Consider the following 20,442-nt stretch of genomic DNA (forward strand, 5'->3'; position numbering starts at 1 on the left):
GCTGCGCCAATCTATGACACAGTAAATGTCTGAGCACATTGTTTTATTGCAAAACTTTATTCGATTCAGATCATATGACCAATAAACTTGGGGGCTACCATGTATTTAATCAGTGCTTGTCTTGCAGGTGAAGCGGTACGTTATGATGGAAAATCATATTTGCATGATCAAATTCAACACCTCATTGAACTAAAACAAGTCATCACGGCTTGTCCTGAAGTTTTAGCAGGACTCTCCATTCCACGTAAACCCGCAGAAATTTTTGGGGGTACTGGAGAAGATGTGTTAACAGGTCGTGCGCAAGTCATCGATCTAGATGGTGTTGATGTCACGCACGCTTTTATTGAAGGGGCGTATCAAACCTTAGCTTTGGCTCAGCAGCATCATGTATCCACTGTGGTGCTAAAAGAAAATAGCCCTTCCTGTGGAAGTAACTTTATTTATGATGGTACTTTTTCCAATCAAAAAGTCAGTGCGATGGGCGTAACAACTGCACTATTGAGACAACATGGTTTTAACGTGATCTCAGAAACGGCTTTTTTTGAATTATTCCATCCATCCACTTAACGTACCCAACGCACGATATAATCTTCAATCTCATCTTCATTGACTTCAACTTCAGAAATACAACGACCTGCTGCCGATTTTCTGGCTTGGATCACACTGCTGCGTGTACCGGTATTTAAATAATGCCAAGAAGGTAATTTTTTCTGTTCTTTTAAACGACGATAAGCACAACTTGCTGGCAGCCAATGAATGGTCGCTAATTTCTCTGGGGTTAATTGAATACAATCAGGGACAAAATCAAGGCGCTGCGCATAATTACTACACTGTGCCGTTTTGCAATCTAAAAGTTTACAGGACACTTTGGTATAGGCCACTTCTTGAAGTTCTTCATCTTCCAATTTGATTAAACAACATAAACCACAGCCATCACATAATGCCTCCCATTCAGCATGATTCAGTTCAGCTAAAGGATATTTTTTCCAGAATTGCGGACGTAATTGCTCGATCATAAAAGTGAAAAAATAAAGAATATTGCTTATTATAGCGTGTTCAAGTTCATGATGTATGGAATGTTATTTTTACTTTTAATCATATACTTACCACTCAATTGAACACTTTACAAACAGAAGCATAACAATCTTCGAAATTTCTAAGCCCTATACTGAATCTACTTTGAAAATAACAACGCATGGAGAAAGCTTATGTTTCGTTGGGCAATTATTTTTGCAGTGATTGCGCTGATCGCCAGTTTACTCGGCTTCGGTGGTGTCGCAGGCTTATCAAAGGACTTTGCGATTATTTTACTGGTGATCGCGGTGATTTTAGCGATTATCGGTTTCCTATCTCGAGGCAAAGTATAACGATCCCCTACATGTAAATAGAAACTGAGGACGTAAACATCGTTAAAAGAGTCTATTCGAGGCTCTTTTTTCATCTGTAAATTTCATTAATACCATTTTATAAAAAATTTGAAGTTAATTGATGAAACATCCGTTTTCTGTCCATTAACTTCAAATCAAGATTCATTTTTCTAAGCTAAAGGCTATATTTTTAACCAGTACTTAGTGTTTTAAATGACGTGGTCTAAAACCTGTCGCAATTAAACCAATACTATAAGCCAATACACCCACCACACACAGCCCGATCACTTCAATGATACGAATCCATTGTGATAGCTCGCCATTATACCAAGTCAGGGCATACCAAAGCACCGCAATCATGCTGATATTGGCAATAGCAAACTGAAGAAACAGTTTTTTCCAGTGTGCACCGAAACGGAAGATATCCCGTTTATGCAAATAGAAATACAACATCCCTGCATTGACCAAGGCAGAGCCTGAAGATGCCAATGCCAATGCCATGTGCTCTGCTTGCCAATCAATTAACTTAAAGAAACCAATAAAAATGACGTTTAAAATCGCATTCGCTGCCACAGCCATTAAGCCCACACGGACAGGGGTTTTGGTGTCTTGTTGTGCATAAAAACCAGGTGCAAAGACTTTAATCAACATAAAGGAAATGACCCCAGCACTCATACATTGCAATGCCAGTGCGGTCATTTGCGTATCTTCTAGGGTGAACTGACCACGTTGAAACAGCGCTTGAATAATCGGGGTCGACAGCATAAATAAAGCAATACTGGCTGGAATACCCACCAACATCACGACTTTTGCAGCCCAATCAATCATGCCGCGGAACTTGACCTGATCTTGCTCGGCATGACGTGCCGACAGAGACGGTAAAATCACCGTACCAATGGCAACGCCAATTAAGCCTAAAGGCAGTTCAGTCATACGTTCCGCACTGTATAACCATGAGACTGAACCATCTTGCATAAATGATGCCCAGATGGTGTTCAACAGCAAATTAATTTGCGTCACCGACACACCAAATAATGCAGGAAGCATCAGTTTCATGATGCGGTCGACACCTTCGTGTTTAAAATCAACTTTAGGTGGGATCAGCAGCTTTTTATGCCATAACTCAGGGATTTGAATCGCCAGTTGCAGCACACCTGCAACCACGACCGCCCACCCCAAGGCCATAATTGGTTCAGCCATATATGGCGTTAACCACCATGCAGCTGCAATCATGGTGATATTTAATAAAACGGGTGCAAATGCAGGGGTCGAAAATGAACCGTAACTATTGAGAATACTACTGGCAAAAGCAGTCAATGACATAAACAGTAAATAGGGAATAGTCAGGCGGAACATGTCCGTGGCTAAAGCAAATTTTTCAGGGTCATCATGGAAACCCGGTGCATAGATATACAAGATTGCAGGTGCAGCAATCATCGCAATAAACGTCAAAGCCGTCATGAAGGTTGCTAAGCAACCAAACACTCGACTAATCAAAATTTGCACTTCGGCATGGGTTTTCGTACTTTTATATTCGGTTAAAATCGGAATAAAAGCTTGTGAAAATGCCCCTTCGGCAAAGAGCCGCCGAAAGAAATTCGGAATACGAAAGGCCACCACAAAGGTATCGAAATCTTTACCTGCACCAAATACATTTAGCAAAACGATATCTCGGACTAAACCCAAGACCCGAGACAACATCGTCATTGCACTAACAATAAAGGTCGATCGCCAAAGCGCCATCGTTTCCACCTAGTACTAAAATAAGTCGCTATTGTAAAGAAACTCCAGAGGAATTTCGTTGTTAAATCATAAACTCGAGTTGTTATTGATCTGCTTTCGCTTGTTGTATTAACGCTCTGGTTTTTGCCCAATCAAAAAATGGCCCTGGATCAGTTTTACGTCCCGGTGCAATGTCTGAATGCCCTGCCAAATGCTGTAATATCTTAGGGTATGCTGCCTGCAATACGCGAATCACTTCCGCTAAAATCGTGTACTGAATATCTTCAAAAGGCCTGTCATCACTGCCTTCGAGTTCAATGCCTATCGAATAATCATTACATTCTTTTTTCGCTAAATAGGTGGAACGCCCCGCATGCCAAGCACGGTCATTAAAATTGACGAATTGTAGAACCTCACCCGTTCGCAAAATTAACAGGTGAGTGGAAACCTGCATTCCTTCAATGGTTTGAAAATAAGGATGCACAGACCAATCGAGCTGATTTTGAAAAAATTGTTCAATATAGCCCCCACCAAACTGCGAGGGTGGCAAACTAATATTATGCACCACAAGCAATTGAATTTCGGTCTGTTCAGGACGTTGATTATAATTCGGGGATGCGATTTGCCTTGCACCGATCAACTGACCATCGATGACCTGAAAAGACGGCACCTGTTGCATATTCCTATCCTGAGTCGTGTGGGTTTAAGTCGCTGATTTTAGCGCAATCCTTAAACTTTAAGCTTAAAATCTAAAATTACAAAGATAAAATCCATTGAAAAAACATTTCTTTTAAATGAACAATGCTAATATAACGCGCAATTTTCATGGGTTAAAAAAGATACGGAAATACTTATGAGCATCTCTCAATCGTTGCTTGAACAATCGATTCAAATCAATATTCAACAGGCATTACAAGAAGATATTGGCGAAGGTGATCTCACCGCTTTATTAACTCCTGAAGATGAGCAAGCCACAGCGACCATTATTAGCCGTGAAGAGATGGTTCTTGCAGGGCAACCTTGGGTCAATGCGTTAATTCAAGCCTACGATGCCAATGTACAAGTAACATGGCTGAAAAATGATGGCGACCATGTTCAAGCCAATGAAGCTTTTTTAAAATTGGCTGGTTCAGCACGTAGCTTACTCACGGTTGAGCGTCCTGCACTAAACTTTGTGCAAACCCTATCCGCGGTTGCGACGAAAACCGCTGAATATGTCAAACACCTCGATGGTTTAAACACTAAATTATTAGATACCCGTAAAACCCTGCCAGGCTTACGTATTGCACAGAAATATGCTGTGGCAATGGGCGGTGGACAAAACCATCGTTTAGGTTTATTTGATGCATTTTTAATTAAAGAAAACCATATTATGGCGGCAGGTGGCATTGCTCAAGCGATTGCCAAAGCGCGTCAAATTGCCCCAGGTAAACCCGTTGAAGTGGAAGTGGAAACGTGGGATGAACTGAATCAAGCTTTAGAAGCGCATGCCGATATTGTGATGCTGGATAATTTTAGCCAACAACAAATGATTGATGCGGTTCAACATGTGGCTGGTCGTTGTAAATTGGAAGCGTCAGGCAACATTACCATTGAAAATTTACGTGAAGTGGCAACCACTGGCGTGGATTATATTTCGATGGGTGTTTTAACCAAAGATGTGAAAGCGATCGATTTATCCATGCGTTTTAATGCTTAAGTTTGCTCGGTCTTATTTTTTGCTTTAGAGGCTAATTCTGCTTTAGCGGCTAAATCTTGAATGTCAGTCGATGCTTGCTGCCAAGCGGATTGCTCGGTCTTTTGTGCGGATGCTCTTGGATCACTGGTCATCAATGCCAGCGTTACCATAGAAATAACGATGATCAAGATATTCAACATCTTAAGACTCCTTAAAGCGAAAAGCTGAGTCTAAACAGCAAATATGAACGTCATATTAAGCAAATGTTTAAAAGGGTGCAGCGATTGCACCCTTTTTGTATCTGACTGTTTTTATTTTCAATTTTTTAAAGAAAGCACAGAGCAAACAAAACCCCATCCAGAATTCTGTGATGGGGTTTTGTTCTTTATCTAAAACACAGCTAAACGTGCATTTTTGAAATTAACAACTTACCAGCCTAAAGCTTCTTGTTGTTTTTTAATTAATTCTTGAATGCCTTTTTCAGCCAACTCAAGCATTTCATTGCACTGCGCACGAGTAAACGGCTTTTCTTCGGCAGTGCCTTGAAATTCAATAAACTCACCCGCTTGGGTCATCACCACGTTTAAGTCGGTTTGACAACTTGAGTCTTCTTCATAGCAAAGATCCAATAATGCTTGGTCTTTGTACATGCCCACAGAAATGGCAGCAACCAAGCCTTTTAAAGGATCTTGTTTAATTTTTTTCTTTTCAAGTAGAACATTCATAGCATCAATTAAAGCCACTGCTGCACCAGTAATTGCAGCGGTACGTGTACCGCCATCGGCTTGAATCACATCACAGTCGATGGTAATGGTATTTTCACCCAGTTTTTTCAAATCGACCATAGCACGTAAGCTACGACCAATTAAACGCTGGATCTCTTGCGTACGACCACTTTGTTTACCACGTGCCGCTTCACGGTCGCTACGAGTATGGGTCGAACGTGGCAACATACCGTATTCTGCTGTAACCCAACCCTGTCCCTTACCTTTAAGGAAACGTGGCACTGAATTATCAATACTGGCCGTACAAAGAACTTTAGTATGACCAAATTCAATCAATACTGAACCTTCCGCATAACGCGTATAGTTACGGGTAATTTTTACGTCACGTAATTGATCTAATGTACGTTGGTCGATACGCATAATGGGTCCTTATTGGGGCTAAAATTCATTGCGGCTTAGTATAACAGAAGCAGATCAGATGATTTTGCTACAACTTGATGGTTTTTGCATATCGTGCTCTAAGCAACACCATAAAGATTCAATTCACAAAAAGGAAGAAGCAGACGTTGTGCTGAGGAACAAAGAGGCTCCTTCAGCACAACTAAGGGATTTGGTTACGATGCCTGATCAATATCAGACTTTTTCATCAGTCATTTTTTATCAATATAAGTGATTCATAAAGCCAGAATTAAAAATAAACTTTAGAAAATATTGGATTCATGAGTGTGGCATGGATGCCACACGTTTCCCATCCTTGCGCTGCATTTTAAAGCTGTGCTTTAGAACTGGCTCAGGATGTCGTGTATGGGAAACAAAAGGTTTTTCTTGCGGACTAAAAATATATTTTGAGATCCTCATTTTGACCTTTCAAAAGTAGAGATAATGCCTACGCAAAGGCATAAAAATTGAAGTACTCAAAATGAGGCAGTGCTAATTTTAAAGAATCAAATATTGAACATTTTTTGATTTATGCAAGTTATCTATCATGCCTGTACCAAAACTTTGAATGCTAGACCACATTTTAGATAGTGACTCAGCATTTGCTCCATTCAATCAGGCAAACAGTCCTTTCACCTTTTGCATAGACTGGGTAATGCTAGACGACCAGTGATTTGGCAATGAAGCTTTGGCTAAACGTACCCATACACTGCCAAACTGTTTTATAAAACTGGCTTCGTTATAATGAATGCCATATTCTGCACATAAGGCACGAATTTTAGGTGCTGCTTCTGCATAACGATTGGCGGGCATGTCTGGAAATAAATGATGTTCAATTTGATGACTTAAATTGCCACTTAAAATATGTAACCATTCGGTTCCGGTAAAATTACTTGAGCCACGAATTTGGCGTAAATACCACTCCGCACGGGTCTCATTTTCAGTATTGTCTGCTTCAAAGGTTTCTGCATCTTCAGTGAAATGACCATTAAAAATCACCGCTGATGACCATAAGCTACGAATGACATTGGCGACAGCATTACCCGCAAACACAGGAATGGCATTGGGTCCTGCAATCAACGGGAAAAATACATAATCTTTGGTGACCTGACGTACTGCTTTCTTACGGAATTTCGCTGAATCTTTCCAGACTTCTTTCCATGTTTTGGTTTTATAAGCCACAACATCTTCGATATGCAAATTTTGCAAGCCAACATACCATTCAAAAAACACCATCAATTGAATGGCTAAAGGAATATTGAATAAAAAGCGCGGTTCCCATTTTTGCGACTCGCTGACACGCAACAAGCCATAGCCAACATCATGGTCTTTGCCGACAATATTGGTATAGGTATGATGAATATAATTATGCGTGTATTTCCAATCATCGCCTGTGGCCATGGTATCCCAATCATAATTGGCACCATTTAAACTTGGGTCATTGAGCCAGTCGAATTGACCATGCATCACGTTATGCCCTAACTCCATATTCTCTACAATTTTAGAAATACCCAATAAACCTGTACCCAACAACCAAATAGGTGGAATCCAGCCACCGAACATCAACATACCGCGTGATGCGATTTCACTATAGCGAACAAAATTACGAATTTTATAAATGTATTGGGCATCTTGCTCGCCAATACTGTCCATAATTTCACGGCGGATGGCATCGACTTGTTGACCAAATGCTGCCATTTGTTCCGCATTTAGATGTTTCGATTTACTCGTTTCTGTAAATTTAACTGACATATTCATTGTTTTTCTCCTCAGCCAAAATAAGCACAATATATTGTTAAAGATTAATCACCACAGGACTCACCGCTTGGCTAATACACAATTTAATTTGGGTATTGCTATCGTGGTCAATTTCACCGGTCAATATGTTTTTGGTTGAACCACTGACTTTGGTACAGGTACAGGTATTACAAATGCCCATACGACACCCATGTGCGGGTCTTAAACCCGCCTGTTCAGCACTGTCCAGTAAATTACTCTTGGCCTCAAACTGTTGTTGCGCACGTAAAAACACCACTGGTTGTACAGAAGCTGTTTCATCAACTAAGACTTGGAAATATTCTTGTTTCAACTGCTGAGCAATACCCAACTGTTGATAAATTTGATTCAGGCTTTGCATCATGCCCGCAGCACCACAGGCATAACTTAGGCGTTGCCCGAAATCTGCCACCGTAGTTTCCAGCAGTGGTAAAGTTAAATGTTGCTGCTGTGCCACGGTATTAAAATAATGATAGTGCAACTGTGGATATTGCTCTGCCAGTTGCAACAGTTCGGCATGAAAAGCCTCATCACGGCTAAAATAAATCAGGTCAATCTGGCTAATCTTTTGCGTGAGTGCCTGTTGTAGCAGCGCATAAATTGCAGTGATGCCACTGCCTGAAGCCAGCAATAAAATAGAATCTGAAGATGAATTCAAACTAAAATCACCTTGAGCCTGTGAAATTTCCACCACACTGCCGCTGCTCAAATGGCTTAAAGCATTCGATACTTTGCCCTGACGTTTCACTGCAATGATGATGTTGCCAGTGTTGGTGATTTTCACAATCGAATAATGTCGTTGCTGACGCACACCCGCGATCAGCACAGTCACTAAAATACTTTGCCCAGCAGAAAAAGCCTCGGCTTGGAAGTTATGATTCGGTTGCAGCTGAATTTGATAAAAATCAGGCGCAATGGCTTGAATATCGACAATCGTGGCTTTCACTTTTTTCCACGCCCACAGTGGATTTATTTTTTCAGCAATAAAATCGACGAAATCTTCTCGAATCCATTGCGGCTGATACTGCATCACATGACTCATATGACGTTCCTCTTTTATTGCTGGTTATTTATTTGAGTGAACAGGTGTTCTTATAGTGAACACTTGTACACTATAATTATTTTTTCATTCAGTCAACACCTGTTCACTGACATTCGTCGTTTAATCTGTATTTTTTTGATAGACTTCGCTCAGGATCTTTTTAGGGTAGTCGAATGTCGATACGGGATGAGCGCAAACAACAAAGCCGCCAAGCACTTTTGGATGCTGCACTTGCTTTAAGCACGTCTGGACGTTCTTTTAGTAGCATTAGTTTGCGTGAAATCGCACGCCATGTCGGTTTAGTACCGACGGCTTTTTATCGTCATTTTCAAGACATGAATGAGCTTGGGCTAGAGTTGGTGGATCAAGTTGCACTGCATTTAAAAGGCATTTTGCATCAACTGGGGCAGGCCTATATTTATCAACCCAATACCAAAACAAAAATTAGCTTAGATCTATTTTTCCAAGCCGTTGAACATAATCCTGAACCTTGGGTATTTTTGATCGCAGAGCGTTGGGGAGGCTCGGAAGTGATTCGACATGCCATTGCACGTGAAATTAATTTTTTAATTGAAGATTTGGCCAATGATTTAGCGCAAATGGAAACGGTCAAACACATTCGTAATGCACAAGACTTACAAGTCCTTGCCAATATTTTAATCAATTTATCCTTTACTTGGGCCATGACGTGGATGAACATGAGTCGTCAATTTCAAGACCAAGCACGCCTAGAACAACAAAAACAATTCAAGCTACAGACCATTACCCAAGTTCACTTAATTTTTCGGGGTATTTCGAATTGGGATATGGTGCCAACGACAGCAGCGGAGTCATCCCGCCCCTAAACCCTCAGACATAAAAAACCCGCAATGATTGCGGGTTTTTTAAACCGTAAACATTATTTTGCTTTACGTTCTTTTTCCACCAAGTAGCTCACCACTTGCGTTACTTTACCGTCTTCACCTTGCACCACATATTTACCATTCACCACAATTGCAGGTACGCCTGTCAATTGGTATTGCTGTGCCAATTTATTTGCCTGAGCCACTTTTGAGGTAATCGCAAATGAATTAAACATGCTGTTAAATTTGGCTTCAGGTACACCATATTTCACAAAAAATTTGGCTTGTGATTTTTGATCGAAAATTTGTTGACCACCCTCATGAATTGCATGGAACAGAGGAAGATGGGTTTTTTTACGAATGCCTAAAGCTTCTGAAACATAATAACCACGCGCGCCTTGCTCCCACAATGGGTTCATTGAAGCCGGTGTACGGATAAAATTGACATCTTTCGGAATATTTCTGAGCCAAGTCTGCATATGTGGTTCTAATTTAAAGCAGTGTGGGCAGCCATACCAAAAGAATTCACGGACTTCAATTTTCCCTGGAACTTGAACTGTACCAGGGTTGGCAACAACGGTGTAATCTTTACCTGCAACAAAATTGGCAGCCATTGCCGTGCCTGAAAAGGCAAAAATAGCAGTAGCAACACTACTGAAAAGGAATTGTTTCATTGACCTTATTGTCCTCTAAATCATTATGATGAGTTTATACGATCACTATAAATCAATTATCCCGAATTCGTTTTCATTCTGTGAACTTTTTTACAGCTTTTATCGCTTTTTTTAGAATTAACGCTACACTAATGCAGATGAGATTTTTTAAATTATAATGACTTGATTGAGGTGACACCGATGTCGCAATTGAATGTTGATCCACAAGAAATTGCCAAATTTGAAGCATTCGCAGCCATATGGTGGGATCAGCATTCTGAGTTCCGTCCACTGCATCAAATTAACCCTTTACGCTTAAATTGGATTGATGAACATTCAGGTGGCATTGCAGGCAAAAAAGTACTTGATGTCGGCTGTGGTGGCGGTATTTTATCTGAAAGTATGGCACGTCGTGGCGCTCAGGTTTTGGGTATCGACATGGGTGTAGCCCCGTTAAATGTCGCACGTATTCATGCCGAACAAGAAGGTGTGAGCAATATTGAATACCGTCAAGTTCCAGTAGAAGAATTAGCCCAAGAACAAGCGGGACAATATGACGTAGTGACGTGTATGGAAATGCTGGAGCATGTACCCGATCCGGCATCGATTATTCAAGCCTGCCAAACACTGGTCAAACCGGGTGGTCATGTGTTCTTTTCGACCATTAACCGTAATCCAAAATCATATTTATTCGCCATTATTGGCGCAGAATATGTGTTACGCATGCTGGCAAAAGGCACCCACGATTATCATAAATTTATTAAACCGTCTGAACTGGCACATGATATTCGTAGTACGGGTTTAATCCTCAAAGACATGACAGGATTACATTTTAATCCGCTCACGAAGCGTTATTGGTTGGCACCAAATGTTGACGTGAACTACATGGTCTATACCGTCAAAGCAGGTGCCGAATGAAAGCGGTTCTGTTTGACCTAGATGGCACACTCATTGACACTGCTGCTGACTTTATTCGCATTATTCAAGATATGTGCCGCGATAAACAATGTGAAGTGGTGGCTGCCGATCTAATTCGCACCCAAGTGTCGGAAGGCGCACGTGCTATGGTGAAATTGGTTTATCCAGAATTGGATGTTGAAGATCCAGTTTTTCTCGCTCATCGACAACGTTTTTTAGATATCTATGGCAATGATATTGCAGTAGAGACTGACTTGTTTGAAGGCATGTATCCACTGCTAGAAGCATTAGAAAGCCAAGATATTCCGTGGGGCATTGTTACCAATAAGCCACGTTGGTTAAGCGAAGCCTTACTTAAAGCGCTGAATTTGGCCGATCGCTGTGCTGTTTTGGTCTGTCCAGAAGATGTCAGCAAGACCAAACCCGATCCTGAACCGATGTATTTGGCAGCGAAACACATTCAGATTCAGCCAGAAGATTGTATTTATGTCGGTGACCATCCACGTGATATCGATGCCGGTCGTCATGCCCAGATGTACACCATCTTAGCGGCCTATGGTTATTTACCATTGCAGCACAAAGATGACTTAACAGCATGGCAAGCGGATTGTATAGTAAATACTGTTGCTGAATTGCAGCAGGTGATTCAGCAACTGCTTATGCCTAAACAACAACATCATTCTCTGATTTCATAAACACATAAAAATACAATAAACGAGGAGGTCTGCAATGAAATATTCAGAATATCAACCTCGCCCCGATCTGTTAAAAGATCGCATTATCCTGATCACAGGTGCGGGCGATGGTATTGGTCGTGCAGCAGCACTGAGCTATGCACTACATGGTGCAACAGTGGTACTGCATGGACGTGCCTTAAATAAACTTGAAGTCATTTATGATGAAATTGAAAGTTTAGGTGCACCACAACCGGCTATTCTACCGTTGCAACTCTCCAGCGCCTCTCCTCGAGATTATGAATTACTGGTCGATACTTTAGAAAAACAATTTGGTCGCCTCGACGGCATTTTGCATAATGCTGGTATTCTGGGCGAACGCACAGAACTCGCTCATTACCCGATTGATGTTTGGGATGATGTGATGGCAGTGAATCTACGTGCACCTTTTATTTTGACCCAAGAACTGTTGCCGCTACTCAACAAATCAGATCATGCCTCGGTGGTATTTGCCAGTTCAGGTGTGGGGCGTGAAGCACGTGAGCGTTGGGGGGCATACTCGGTATCCAAAATTGCCATTGAAGCCGTCAACCAGATCTTTGCCAAAGAAAATGTCTATCCCAATGTACGTTTCAACTGTATTAATCCCGGGGCGACCCGTACAGCTATGCGTGCTAAAGCCTATCCAGATGAAGACCCTAAAACCTTAGCCACACCTGAAATGATTATGCCGGCTTACCTATATTTAATGGGTGAAGACAGCTTAGCGATGAATGGTGAAAGTATTGATGCACAGGACTAAGCTTTAAACTAAAAAGGAAGCAGAAAATGTTTCCTTTTTTATGGCTATTTTTTAAAGTATTTCACCGTATATTGCATAAACATGACTTTTAATCGTATTTTCAAATAAATTTTATAAAAATATACGGTTTTTAAAATCAATTCGATCCAGCTATGCTGATCCTCATGGCAAAACACCACATTTGAGGAATCTAAAATGGCTGACCCAAAACGTAAAATGGACACCATTCGCTCGATTGAAAATTTACAACTTTCAACAGCCTTAATTATTGGTCTCAATGATGCCAAGCAAGCAGAAAGCATTGCTGAAGCCATCCGCTCCTTACAAGACTTAGCCGAACAATGGAACTAAAATATGCTGGACTAAACTGTTGTAATACATTGTTATAGCATTTTGACAGCAGCCGTTGAAAACCATAAAATGAATGTCCAAAATTGGATACAATTTTTTAATCAAAATGCTGTTTTTATGGTCTTTAATCCAAACTATAAAAATGTCTTCAAATTTTTCAATCATGCGCTATAGATGCAGAATATCCTGATTGTCTCTGCATTTTTTAATAAATGAGTGATTGATCTTCACAGTTTCTCTGCAATTATTTCGTACATTAGTGTTAGTGAAATTAATACTTTTTTTATGGGGGTTCAACATGAAAAAGATTTTGACAATTTTGGCAATTTCTTTCAGTGCATTGATGGCAAACAGTGTAACCACTGCTGCACCTCACGATAACGACCGCAATTGGGATCAACCACGTCATCAATCTGAGAATAAAGGGCGCGACTTTCGTGACAATGATGACGATGAGCGCATGCAAGATAAACGTCGGGTTCGCGAAGAACGTGGCGTAAAACGGCTACAGCAGCATAAATGGCAAACGGGTTATGTGATGCCACAGCATTATCGTGGTAATGGTTATAAAGTCGATTATAAAGAGCATGACTTGCCCAAACCATCACGTAATCAACAATGGTACAAAATTAATAATGATTATATTTTAGTCGATACCGACAGTAATAATATTCTGCGGATTCAAGGGTTCTAGTCCCCTCTTCTAAACACACTCAGCTCAAACGCAAGTTTGGGCTTTTTTTATGTCTCCCGTCTTGTTTATTTTAGCGCTTAGTCTTGCTCTGTGGCTTTTTCAGCGTTTTGCCATCTTCTTTTTTTCTCCACGAATTTCACAATTCAACTATACAGCTCTCATCTTTTATCTCGACTTTTTCGTTATTTTTAACTCATCGAAATAAGCATTCTATTTGAAATAAGGTGAAAGAAATGAAAAAAATGATCACTACAATTGCGCTGTCTTTATCTGCATTGATGGCAACATCTGCAATGGCAGCATCGGATCATCGTTATGACGATCAACAACGCTATAACCATACGCAAGACAGTCGTTGGGACAATAACAACCGTTATGACCACAATCGTTATGACAATAAGCGTGTTAACCCAAGCCGTGACTGGCGTGTCGGTCAAACCCTACCACGTCAATACAGCAGTTCACGTTTTCAAGTCAGTGACCGTGAAGCACGCCGCTTAGCTAAAACAGGTCGTTATCAACAATGGTATAAAATAAATAGTGATTATGTTTTAGTGAATGAACGTAACAATCGTATTCTCCGCATTCAAAACTAAGGCATTTATTTTCCGTACGTGTTCGTTAAATCTGCCAGCTCTTAAAAACACTTTAACCATCGTTAAGGTGTTTTTTTTATTTTATTGTTCCGCTCGGCTTTTTTTTGATTAGAATCATCTATAGAATTTTATTCTTCATTTGAGATAGGTATGCACGCGAATTCCTCTGAAACATCACAAAGCACAACTTTGCAATATGTGCATTGGTTTCGACATTCTGCGCCTTATATCAATGCCCATCGGAATAAAACTTTTGTCATTATGTTTGATGGTGAAGCAGTACAACATGAAAATTTCCAACATATTATTCATGACATTGCCCTGTTACATTCTTTAGGCATTCGCCTGATTTTAGTTCATGGCGCACGTTCGCAAATCAATCAAAATTTAAAAGCCAGTGGTATTGAAACGCCATTTCATAAGCACCGCCGCATTACCACCCGCGAATCTTTAAGTTGTGTCATGAACGCAGTCGGTTCTATTCGCTTGCAAATTGAAGCCTTACTTTCTATGGGACTGGCCAATTCACCCATGTACGGCGCACGTATTGATGTGATCTCAGGCAATTTTGTCACCGCAAAACCCTATGGCATTCGTGATGGCATTGACTTTCAACTGACCGGTGAACTGCGCACTGTAGATACTCACGCCATTCAACGCCATCTTAAAAATCATAATATTGTCTTGCTCGGCCCAACCGGTTATTCCAATACGGGTGAAGTGTTTAACTTGGTCGCAGAAGAAGTGGCAACCAATACCGCAATATTACTGAAAGCAGATAAACTGATTTTCTTGGGTAAACAACAAGGTTTAGTCAATGAATTGGGGCAATTACAACGAGAAATTCCACCCCATCAGCTCGATCAGCATATTTTACAATATCAAGACTCAAACCCCGATATTGCTTTACAACTGCGTGGGGCAAAAAATGCCTCCCTTCAAGGGGTCAATCGCGTTCATCTGATTTCCTATACTTACGATGGTGCATTACTGGAAGAACTTTTCACCCGCGATGGTTCAGGCACCATGATGACCGATGCACATTATGAAGAAGTTCGCACCGCCAATATTCAAGATGTTGGCGGCTTGATGAATTTACTTCGTCCACTCGAAGCTGAAGGAATTTTGGTTTATCGCTCACGTGAACGACTCGAAAGTGAAATTGAGCAATTTGCAGTGATTGAACGGGATGGCATGATTTTAGCCTGTGCAGCGCTTTACCCCATTCCCACGGCTGCCAATGAAATTCAGTCGGCGGAAATTGCCTGTGTCGCGGTCGATCCAAGTTATCGAAAATCCAATCGGGGCAGCCAAATTCTGCACTATTTGGAAGACAAGGCAAAAGGCTTAGGCATTCAGCAACTGTTTGTATTGACCACACGTACCGCACATTGGTTTGTGGAACATGGCTTTGAACCTGCCAGTGTCGATGATCTGCCGAATACACGTCAGGCCCTATATAACTATCAACGTAATTCATTGGTCTTCAAAAAGTCACTTTAAGGTGTAATGCCAGTCAGTTAAGAAATTAATTTTTAATTTTATTTTTTAAATTCATGACGTTATTCGATACGCGGAAACGTCATCCGCAACTGTTCGAGGCATGAGGTGTATACACCGCAAGATTGAAAAATTAAGGTTTCTGCGATTAATTGATCAATAAAAGGTATTTGACGAGTTTTGCGGATGACAAATGCTTTTGGTTCTTTTGGCAAAACAAAAGAACAAATGAGCTGCAAAAATTTGATTTAAAACGATAAGACTCCGTTGTGAATAACTAAAAAGCTAAGGAGTAAACTGTAAAACCCATTAGCTGATTAACTTTAAGGTGGCTTTTTTCTTTTTGCTATATCTTTATTTTTGATAACTTTATCTCGCATTTGGCTGAATCTGGTGCATTTAACTTATACACTTTTTTCATAAACTTATAGCCATGTCACACTTAGAATAAAATGCAATAAAAATTAATAACTTATAAAATAAATTTACATATTTTACTGACCATACAAATCGTTTTTTGAGCAAAGCTTTGCTGTTTTTTATTTATCTTTTTTATTCATGATTAATCCCTATTTTTTTATTTTTTTCGAAAAAGAAAAGACTTTAGCCTGTGTGCAATATTCAACACTTCCTGTTGCGGAGCACACGTTCATGAGCACCATTCAAGCACCTTTTTTAGCGAAATTTCTGGTTCTTTCTTCAGTAATTGCCGGTGCAATGATGCTGTCTGGTTGTGGCAAAAAACCAGCTGAAACGGTGACCTTAAATATTGGTTTTCAAAAATATGGTTTATTGCCGATTATTAAGGCACAAGGCTCTTTAGAAAGTGCGTTAAAAGAACAAGGCGTGACCGTAAAGTGGGTTGAATTCCCTGCTGGCCCACAATTACTTGAAGGCTTAAATGTGGGCAGTGTTGTCTTTGGTGAAGCTGGTGAAGCACCCCCTATTTTCGCTCAGGCGGCAAATTCAAACTTGGTTTATATTGCCAACCAACCCGCTGCACCTTTGGCAGAAGCACTGATTGTACAAAAAGAGTCACCGATCAAAAGCATTCAAGACTTAAAAGGTAAACGGGTTGTGCTGAATAAAGGCTCAAACGTACATTATTTATTATTAAAACTACTAGAAGCCAATAAACTGACGCTGCAAGACATTCAAGTGGTTTATCTGCCCCCCTCTGATGCACGTGCTGCCTTTGAACGTGGCGCTGTCGATGCATGGGTCATTTGGGATCCCTTCTTTGCAGCAGCCGAACATCAAATTGGTGCGCGTATTCTGGCCACCGGTCAGAACCTCGTTAGCAACCACCAATTCTATTTAGCCGAGCGTAAATTTGCTGAGCAAAACCCAGAAATTTTAAAAACGCTAGTGAATGAACTTAACACCACCACCCAATGGGTTTCACAGCACCAAGATGAAGCGGCAAAACTATTAGAAAAACCTACCGGGTTATCTTTCGACATCCTGAAAACCTCTATTTCACGCATGGGTTTCGGTGTGCAACCCATTTCTGCGGAAGTGACTCAAGAACAGCAATATGTCGCTGATGCATTTTATCAACAAAAACTCATCCCCAATAAAATCAATATTCAAGCTGCCATTTTAAATCAGGCCAGCAAATAAATAATAGGATTAGCATCATGGGTGTACTTCAATCTTTTAGCCTAATTGCTGTGACTGCACTCAGTCTTGGGCTGACTGCATGCCAAAAACCTGAACAAAAACAAGCCAACACATCTGCAACCAGTGCAGGTACTCCAGTCAAAACATTGTCTATTGGCTACCAAAAATCATCCTTAAATTTATTGGTTGCGCGTCAGCAAGCCTTATTTGAACAGCAATTTCCTCAAGCCAAAATTGAATGGCGCGAGTTCCCTGCTGGCCCACAAATGCTTGAAGCATTGGCCGTGAATGCAGTCGATTTTGGCTATGTCGGTAATACTCCCCCTATCTTTGCTCAAGCAGCCAATAAAGATTTACGTTACATCGGTTATGAAGTGGTGCCTGAACACTCTCAAGCCTTACTTATTCCAGCAGGTAGCAGCATTAAAAGCATTGCCGATTTAAAAGGTAAACGCATTGCGGTACAAAAAGGTTCGAGTGCCCATGAGCTACTGGCAAAGATCTTACAAAAAGCGGGTTTAAGCTGGACAGATATTCAACCCATCTGGTTGCCCCCAGCGGATGCGCGCGCTGCATTTGACAAGCAATCTATTGATGCATGGTCTATTTGGGATCCCTACTTAAGTGCGGCGGAGCTAGACAGTAAAGCGAAAGTACTCAGCAGTGCGGCAGATTTTCCAAAAACCTATTCATTTTATATTGCCAATCCCAAGTTCATTACTGAACACCCACAGGCTGTAGCGCAGTTTATTGGCGGATTGAATAGCGCAGACCAATGGATTTTAAAAAATCAAACAGTGGCTTTAGATATTTATGCACAAAGTACGGGTCTAAATAAAACCATTGCACAGCGTGTTTTTGATCGACGTTTAAAACCATCACCAATTCAGACCTTAACGCCTGAAGTGATCCAGACACAGCAAAATATCGCTGATTTATTTCAGCAGGTTCAACTGATTCCACAAAAAATTAACGTTCAAGACGCGGTCTGGACACTTCCGAGCAAACAGTAATTTATTCAAAATTAACGAAGGAAATCTAACATGAAAATCTTTTGGTTTATTCCTACCCATGGTGATAGTCGTTACTTAGGAACCAGTAAAGGTGCACGCCAAGTTGATCATGCTTATATGAAACAAATTGCGGTCGCGGCAGATCACTTGGGCTATGAAGGGGTACTTATTCCAACAGGTCGTTCATGTGAAGATCCGTGGATTACTGCCGCAAGTTTAATTGATGCCACTAAAAATTTGAAATTTCTCGTGGCATTACGTCCGGGAGTAACGACACCTGCACTGGCGGCACGTATGGCTTCAACCTTTGATCGTCTATCCAATGGTCGAGTGTTACTCAATCTGGTGACAGGCGGTGATGAACAAGAATTAAAAGGCGATGGGGTCTACGAAGATCATGCGACGCGCTATCAAACCGCTGCTGAATACACCAAAATTTGGCGTGAAATTTTAACCCGTTCACATACAGGTGAATCGTTTACTTTCCACGGCGAACGCTTACAAGTCGATGATGCAAAACTGCTTTACCCACCGGTACAAAAGCCATATCCACCCCTTTGGTTCGGTGGTTCTTCTGATGCAGCCCTTGAACTTGCTGCGGAACAAGTCGATACCTATTTAACTTGGGGTGAACCACCTGCTGCGGTAAAAGAAAAAGTAGAAACCATGCGTGCTAAAGCCACAGCACGTGGCCGGACGTTAAATTATGGTATTCGCTTACACGTCATTGTGCGGGAAACCAATGAACAAGCATGGGCAGCAGCTGAAGAACTGATCCAATATGTCGATGATGCCACCATTGCCGCAGCACAGAAAAAATTCAAGCAAATGGACTCCGTGGGCCAACGTCGCATGGCTGAATTACATAATGGTGATCGAACTAAACTAGAAGTTTCGCCTAACCTTTGGGCAGGTGTCGGCTTAGTCCGTGGTGGTGCGGGTACGGCATTGGTCGGAGACCCAGAAACTGTCGCTGCGCGGATTCAGGAATATGCCGCTTTGGGTATCGATACCTTCATTTTCTCAGGCTATCCTCATTTAGAAGAATCTATTCGCTTTGCCGAATTGGTGTTCCCACTACTGCCATTAGAAATACGTCAAAAATTAGCACAACCGAATTTAACAGGGCCATTTGGTGAAATCGTAGCAAATAACTATGTTCCCGATGAAGCCAAAACAGCAATCAAAACTAAGGAGCCGGCTTAATGAGCAAAAGCATTTCTGCCGAAGCCTTGGTAAAAGCCAAGGTTTCACGTGGAACAGCATTTGGGCAGCGTTTGCTGCCTTGGTTGTTCCCCATCGTTCTCATCTTGATTTGGCAAATCGCGTCGAGCACTGGACTTTTAGCCAGCCGTATTCTGCCTGCACCAAGTGCTGTCGTGACTGCATTTTGGCATCTATTGATCAGTGGCGAACTTTGGCAACATGTCAAAGTCAGTGCTGGACGTGCCCTACTGGGTTTATTGGTTGGCGGTGGTCTGGGTTTACTGCTGGGTCTACTCAATGGCTCATCTAAACTGGCATCGACGCTACTCGACACTACATTGCAAATGATTCGTAATATTCCAGCATTGGCTTTAATTCCTTTAGTGATTTTATGGTTTGGAATTGATGAATCAGCAAAATTATTTCTTGTGGCAATTGGGGTGTTTTTTCCAATTTATATTAATACCTATCACGGGATTCGTTCAGTCGATCCACAATTGATTGAAATGGGTAAAAGCTACGGACTGACACGTTGGCAGTTGTATAAAGAAATTATTTTACCGGGTGCTATGCCGTCCATTTTAGTCGGCTTACGTTTTTCACTGGGTTTGGTTTGGGTACTGCTGATTGTTGCCGAAACCATTTCGGCTCAATCAGGCATTGGTTACATGACCATGAATGCACGTGAATTTCTACAAACAGATGTGGTACTGGTCGGGATTTTGTTATACGCCCTACTGGGTAAATTAGCGGATGTATTGGCCGTGGCTTTAGAAAAATATCTACTGCGCTGGCATGCTGGATACCAAAAATAAGGAGCAC

Annotated in this window: 23 protein-coding genes; 15 read left to right on the forward strand and 8 right to left on the reverse strand. The window is 41.2% G+C overall.

Features of this window, described 5'->3' with window-relative positions:
- Positions 1–99: 99 nt before the first annotated feature.
- Complete coding sequence (locus BLV99_RS11875; RefSeq protein ID WP_086184097.1) at positions 100–567, forward strand: 2-thiouracil desulfurase family protein; 468 nt, start codon at positions 100–102, stop codon at positions 565–567.
- On the opposite strand, the gene BLV99_RS11880 is transcribed toward BLV99_RS11875, so the two are convergent.
- Positions 564–1,016, reverse strand: coding sequence for a YcgN family cysteine cluster protein (locus BLV99_RS11880; RefSeq protein WP_086184098.1), 453 nt, complete (start codon positions 1,014–1,016; stop codon positions 564–566). The two genes, BLV99_RS11875 and BLV99_RS11880, sit on opposite strands and share 4 nt — an antisense overlap.
- A gap of 192 nt (positions 1,017–1,208) precedes the next feature.
- Here BLV99_RS11880 and BLV99_RS11885 point away from each other — a divergent pair, with 192 nt between their 5' ends.
- Positions 1,209–1,367: a DUF1328 domain-containing protein gene (locus tag BLV99_RS11885; protein ID WP_004650841.1), complete on the forward strand. Its 159-nt coding sequence runs from the start codon at positions 1,209–1,211 to the stop codon at positions 1,365–1,367.
- A gap of 201 nt (positions 1,368–1,568) precedes the next feature.
- Here the strand turns inward: BLV99_RS11885 and murJ are convergent, their stop codons facing one another.
- Positions 1,569–3,119: a murein biosynthesis integral membrane protein MurJ gene (gene murJ, locus BLV99_RS11890; RefSeq protein ID WP_171259181.1), complete on the reverse strand. Its 1,551-nt coding sequence runs from the start codon at positions 3,117–3,119 to the stop codon at positions 1,569–1,571.
- 73 nt (positions 3,120–3,192) lie between these two features.
- On the reverse strand, positions 3,193–3,768 hold the full coding sequence (gene ampD, locus BLV99_RS11895; protein ID WP_092690904.1) for a 1,6-anhydro-N-acetylmuramyl-L-alanine amidase AmpD: 576 nt from the start codon (positions 3,766–3,768) through the stop codon (positions 3,193–3,195).
- 174 nt (positions 3,769–3,942) lie between these two features.
- Between ampD and nadC the strand changes: the two genes are divergently transcribed.
- Complete coding sequence (gene nadC, locus BLV99_RS11900; RefSeq protein WP_092690906.1) at positions 3,943–4,788, forward strand: carboxylating nicotinate-nucleotide diphosphorylase; 846 nt, start codon at positions 3,943–3,945, stop codon at positions 4,786–4,788.
- Here nadC and BLV99_RS11905 read toward each other — a convergent pair.
- From BLV99_RS11905 to BLV99_RS11925, 4 genes are all read right to left on the reverse strand, one after another.
- On the reverse strand, positions 4,785–4,967 hold the full coding sequence (locus BLV99_RS11905) for an ABZJ_00068 family colistin stress protein (protein ID WP_086184102.1): 183 nt from the start codon (positions 4,965–4,967) through the stop codon (positions 4,785–4,787). The two genes, nadC and BLV99_RS11905, sit on opposite strands and share 4 nt — an antisense overlap.
- 228 nt (positions 4,968–5,195) lie before the next feature.
- Positions 5,196–5,912, reverse strand: a complete 717-nt coding sequence (gene rph / locus BLV99_RS11910; protein ID WP_086184103.1) for a ribonuclease PH — start codon at positions 5,910–5,912, stop codon at positions 5,196–5,198.
- Positions 5,913–6,545: 633 nt separating this feature from the next.
- The gene (locus BLV99_RS11920) at positions 6,546–7,682 is read right to left on the reverse strand and encodes a fatty acid desaturase family protein (protein ID WP_171259182.1); all 1,137 of its coding nucleotides are present in this window, start codon (positions 7,680–7,682) and stop codon (positions 6,546–6,548) included.
- A gap of 43 nt (positions 7,683–7,725) precedes the next feature.
- Positions 7,726–8,748: a flavin reductase family protein gene (locus BLV99_RS11925; RefSeq protein WP_092690912.1), complete on the reverse strand. Its 1,023-nt coding sequence runs from the start codon at positions 8,746–8,748 to the stop codon at positions 7,726–7,728.
- A gap of 173 nt (positions 8,749–8,921) precedes the next feature.
- Between BLV99_RS11925 and BLV99_RS11930 the strand changes: the two genes are divergently transcribed.
- Positions 8,922–9,593, forward strand: coding sequence for a TetR family transcriptional regulator (locus BLV99_RS11930; protein ID WP_086184106.1), 672 nt, complete (start codon positions 8,922–8,924; stop codon positions 9,591–9,593).
- Positions 9,594–9,646: 53 nt separating this feature from the next.
- Here BLV99_RS11930 and BLV99_RS11935 read toward each other — a convergent pair whose 3' ends face one another.
- Positions 9,647–10,264, reverse strand: coding sequence for a thiol:disulfide interchange protein DsbA/DsbL (locus tag BLV99_RS11935; protein WP_074946839.1), 618 nt, complete (start codon positions 10,262–10,264; stop codon positions 9,647–9,649).
- 180 nt (positions 10,265–10,444) lie between these two features.
- On the opposite strand from BLV99_RS11935, the gene ubiG reads away from it, so the two are divergent.
- From ubiG to ssuC, 11 genes are all read left to right on the forward strand, one after another.
- Positions 10,445–11,161 (forward strand): bifunctional 2-polyprenyl-6-hydroxyphenol methylase/3-demethylubiquinol 3-O-methyltransferase UbiG, encoded by a 717-nt coding sequence (gene ubiG / locus BLV99_RS11940; protein ID WP_092690915.1) that lies wholly within the window; start codon positions 10,445–10,447, stop codon positions 11,159–11,161.
- Positions 11,158–11,856, forward strand: a complete 699-nt coding sequence (locus BLV99_RS11945) for an HAD family hydrolase (protein WP_092690918.1) — start codon at positions 11,158–11,160, stop codon at positions 11,854–11,856. Before ubiG ends, BLV99_RS11945 begins: the two co-directional genes overlap by 4 nt.
- A gap of 34 nt (positions 11,857–11,890) precedes the next feature.
- Positions 11,891–12,637 (forward strand): YciK family oxidoreductase, encoded by a 747-nt coding sequence (locus BLV99_RS11950; protein WP_086184108.1) that lies wholly within the window; start codon positions 11,891–11,893, stop codon positions 12,635–12,637.
- A gap of 195 nt (positions 12,638–12,832) precedes the next feature.
- The gene (locus tag BLV99_RS18240; RefSeq protein ID WP_167356328.1) at positions 12,833–12,988 is read left to right on the forward strand and encodes a hypothetical protein; all 156 of its coding nucleotides are present in this window, start codon (positions 12,833–12,835) and stop codon (positions 12,986–12,988) included.
- Between the two features lie 298 nt (positions 12,989–13,286).
- Positions 13,287–13,682, forward strand: coding sequence for an RcnB family protein (locus BLV99_RS11955; protein ID WP_092690920.1), 396 nt, complete (start codon positions 13,287–13,289; stop codon positions 13,680–13,682).
- Between the two features lie 233 nt (positions 13,683–13,915).
- On the forward strand, positions 13,916–14,278 hold the full coding sequence (locus BLV99_RS11960; RefSeq protein ID WP_092690923.1) for an RcnB family protein: 363 nt from the start codon (positions 13,916–13,918) through the stop codon (positions 14,276–14,278).
- 150 nt (positions 14,279–14,428) lie between these two features.
- A complete protein-coding gene (argA, locus tag BLV99_RS11965) occupies positions 14,429–15,781 on the forward strand; it encodes an amino-acid N-acetyltransferase (RefSeq protein ID WP_092690926.1) in 1,353 nt (450 codons plus the stop codon).
- Between the two features lie 648 nt (positions 15,782–16,429).
- The gene (locus BLV99_RS11970; RefSeq protein ID WP_092690978.1) at positions 16,430–17,401 is read left to right on the forward strand and encodes a sulfonate ABC transporter substrate-binding protein; all 972 of its coding nucleotides are present in this window, start codon (positions 16,430–16,432) and stop codon (positions 17,399–17,401) included.
- A 17-nt stretch (positions 17,402–17,418) separates the two neighbouring features.
- Positions 17,419–18,414: an aliphatic sulfonate ABC transporter substrate-binding protein gene (locus BLV99_RS11975; RefSeq protein ID WP_092690928.1), complete on the forward strand. Its 996-nt coding sequence runs from the start codon at positions 17,419–17,421 to the stop codon at positions 18,412–18,414.
- A gap of 30 nt (positions 18,415–18,444) precedes the next feature.
- Positions 18,445–19,620, forward strand: a complete 1,176-nt coding sequence (ssuD, locus tag BLV99_RS11980) for an FMNH2-dependent alkanesulfonate monooxygenase (RefSeq protein WP_092690931.1) — start codon at positions 18,445–18,447, stop codon at positions 19,618–19,620.
- Positions 19,620–20,435: an aliphatic sulfonate ABC transporter permease SsuC gene (ssuC, locus tag BLV99_RS11985; RefSeq protein WP_092690934.1), complete on the forward strand. Its 816-nt coding sequence runs from the start codon at positions 19,620–19,622 to the stop codon at positions 20,433–20,435. Before ssuD ends, ssuC begins: the two co-directional genes overlap by 1 nt.
- Positions 20,436–20,442: the final 7 nt, after the last annotated feature.

The organism is Acinetobacter kyonggiensis (assembly GCF_900107285.1).
In the GTDB taxonomy this organism is placed as follows: domain Bacteria; phylum Pseudomonadota; class Gammaproteobacteria; order Pseudomonadales; family Moraxellaceae; genus Acinetobacter; species Acinetobacter kyonggiensis.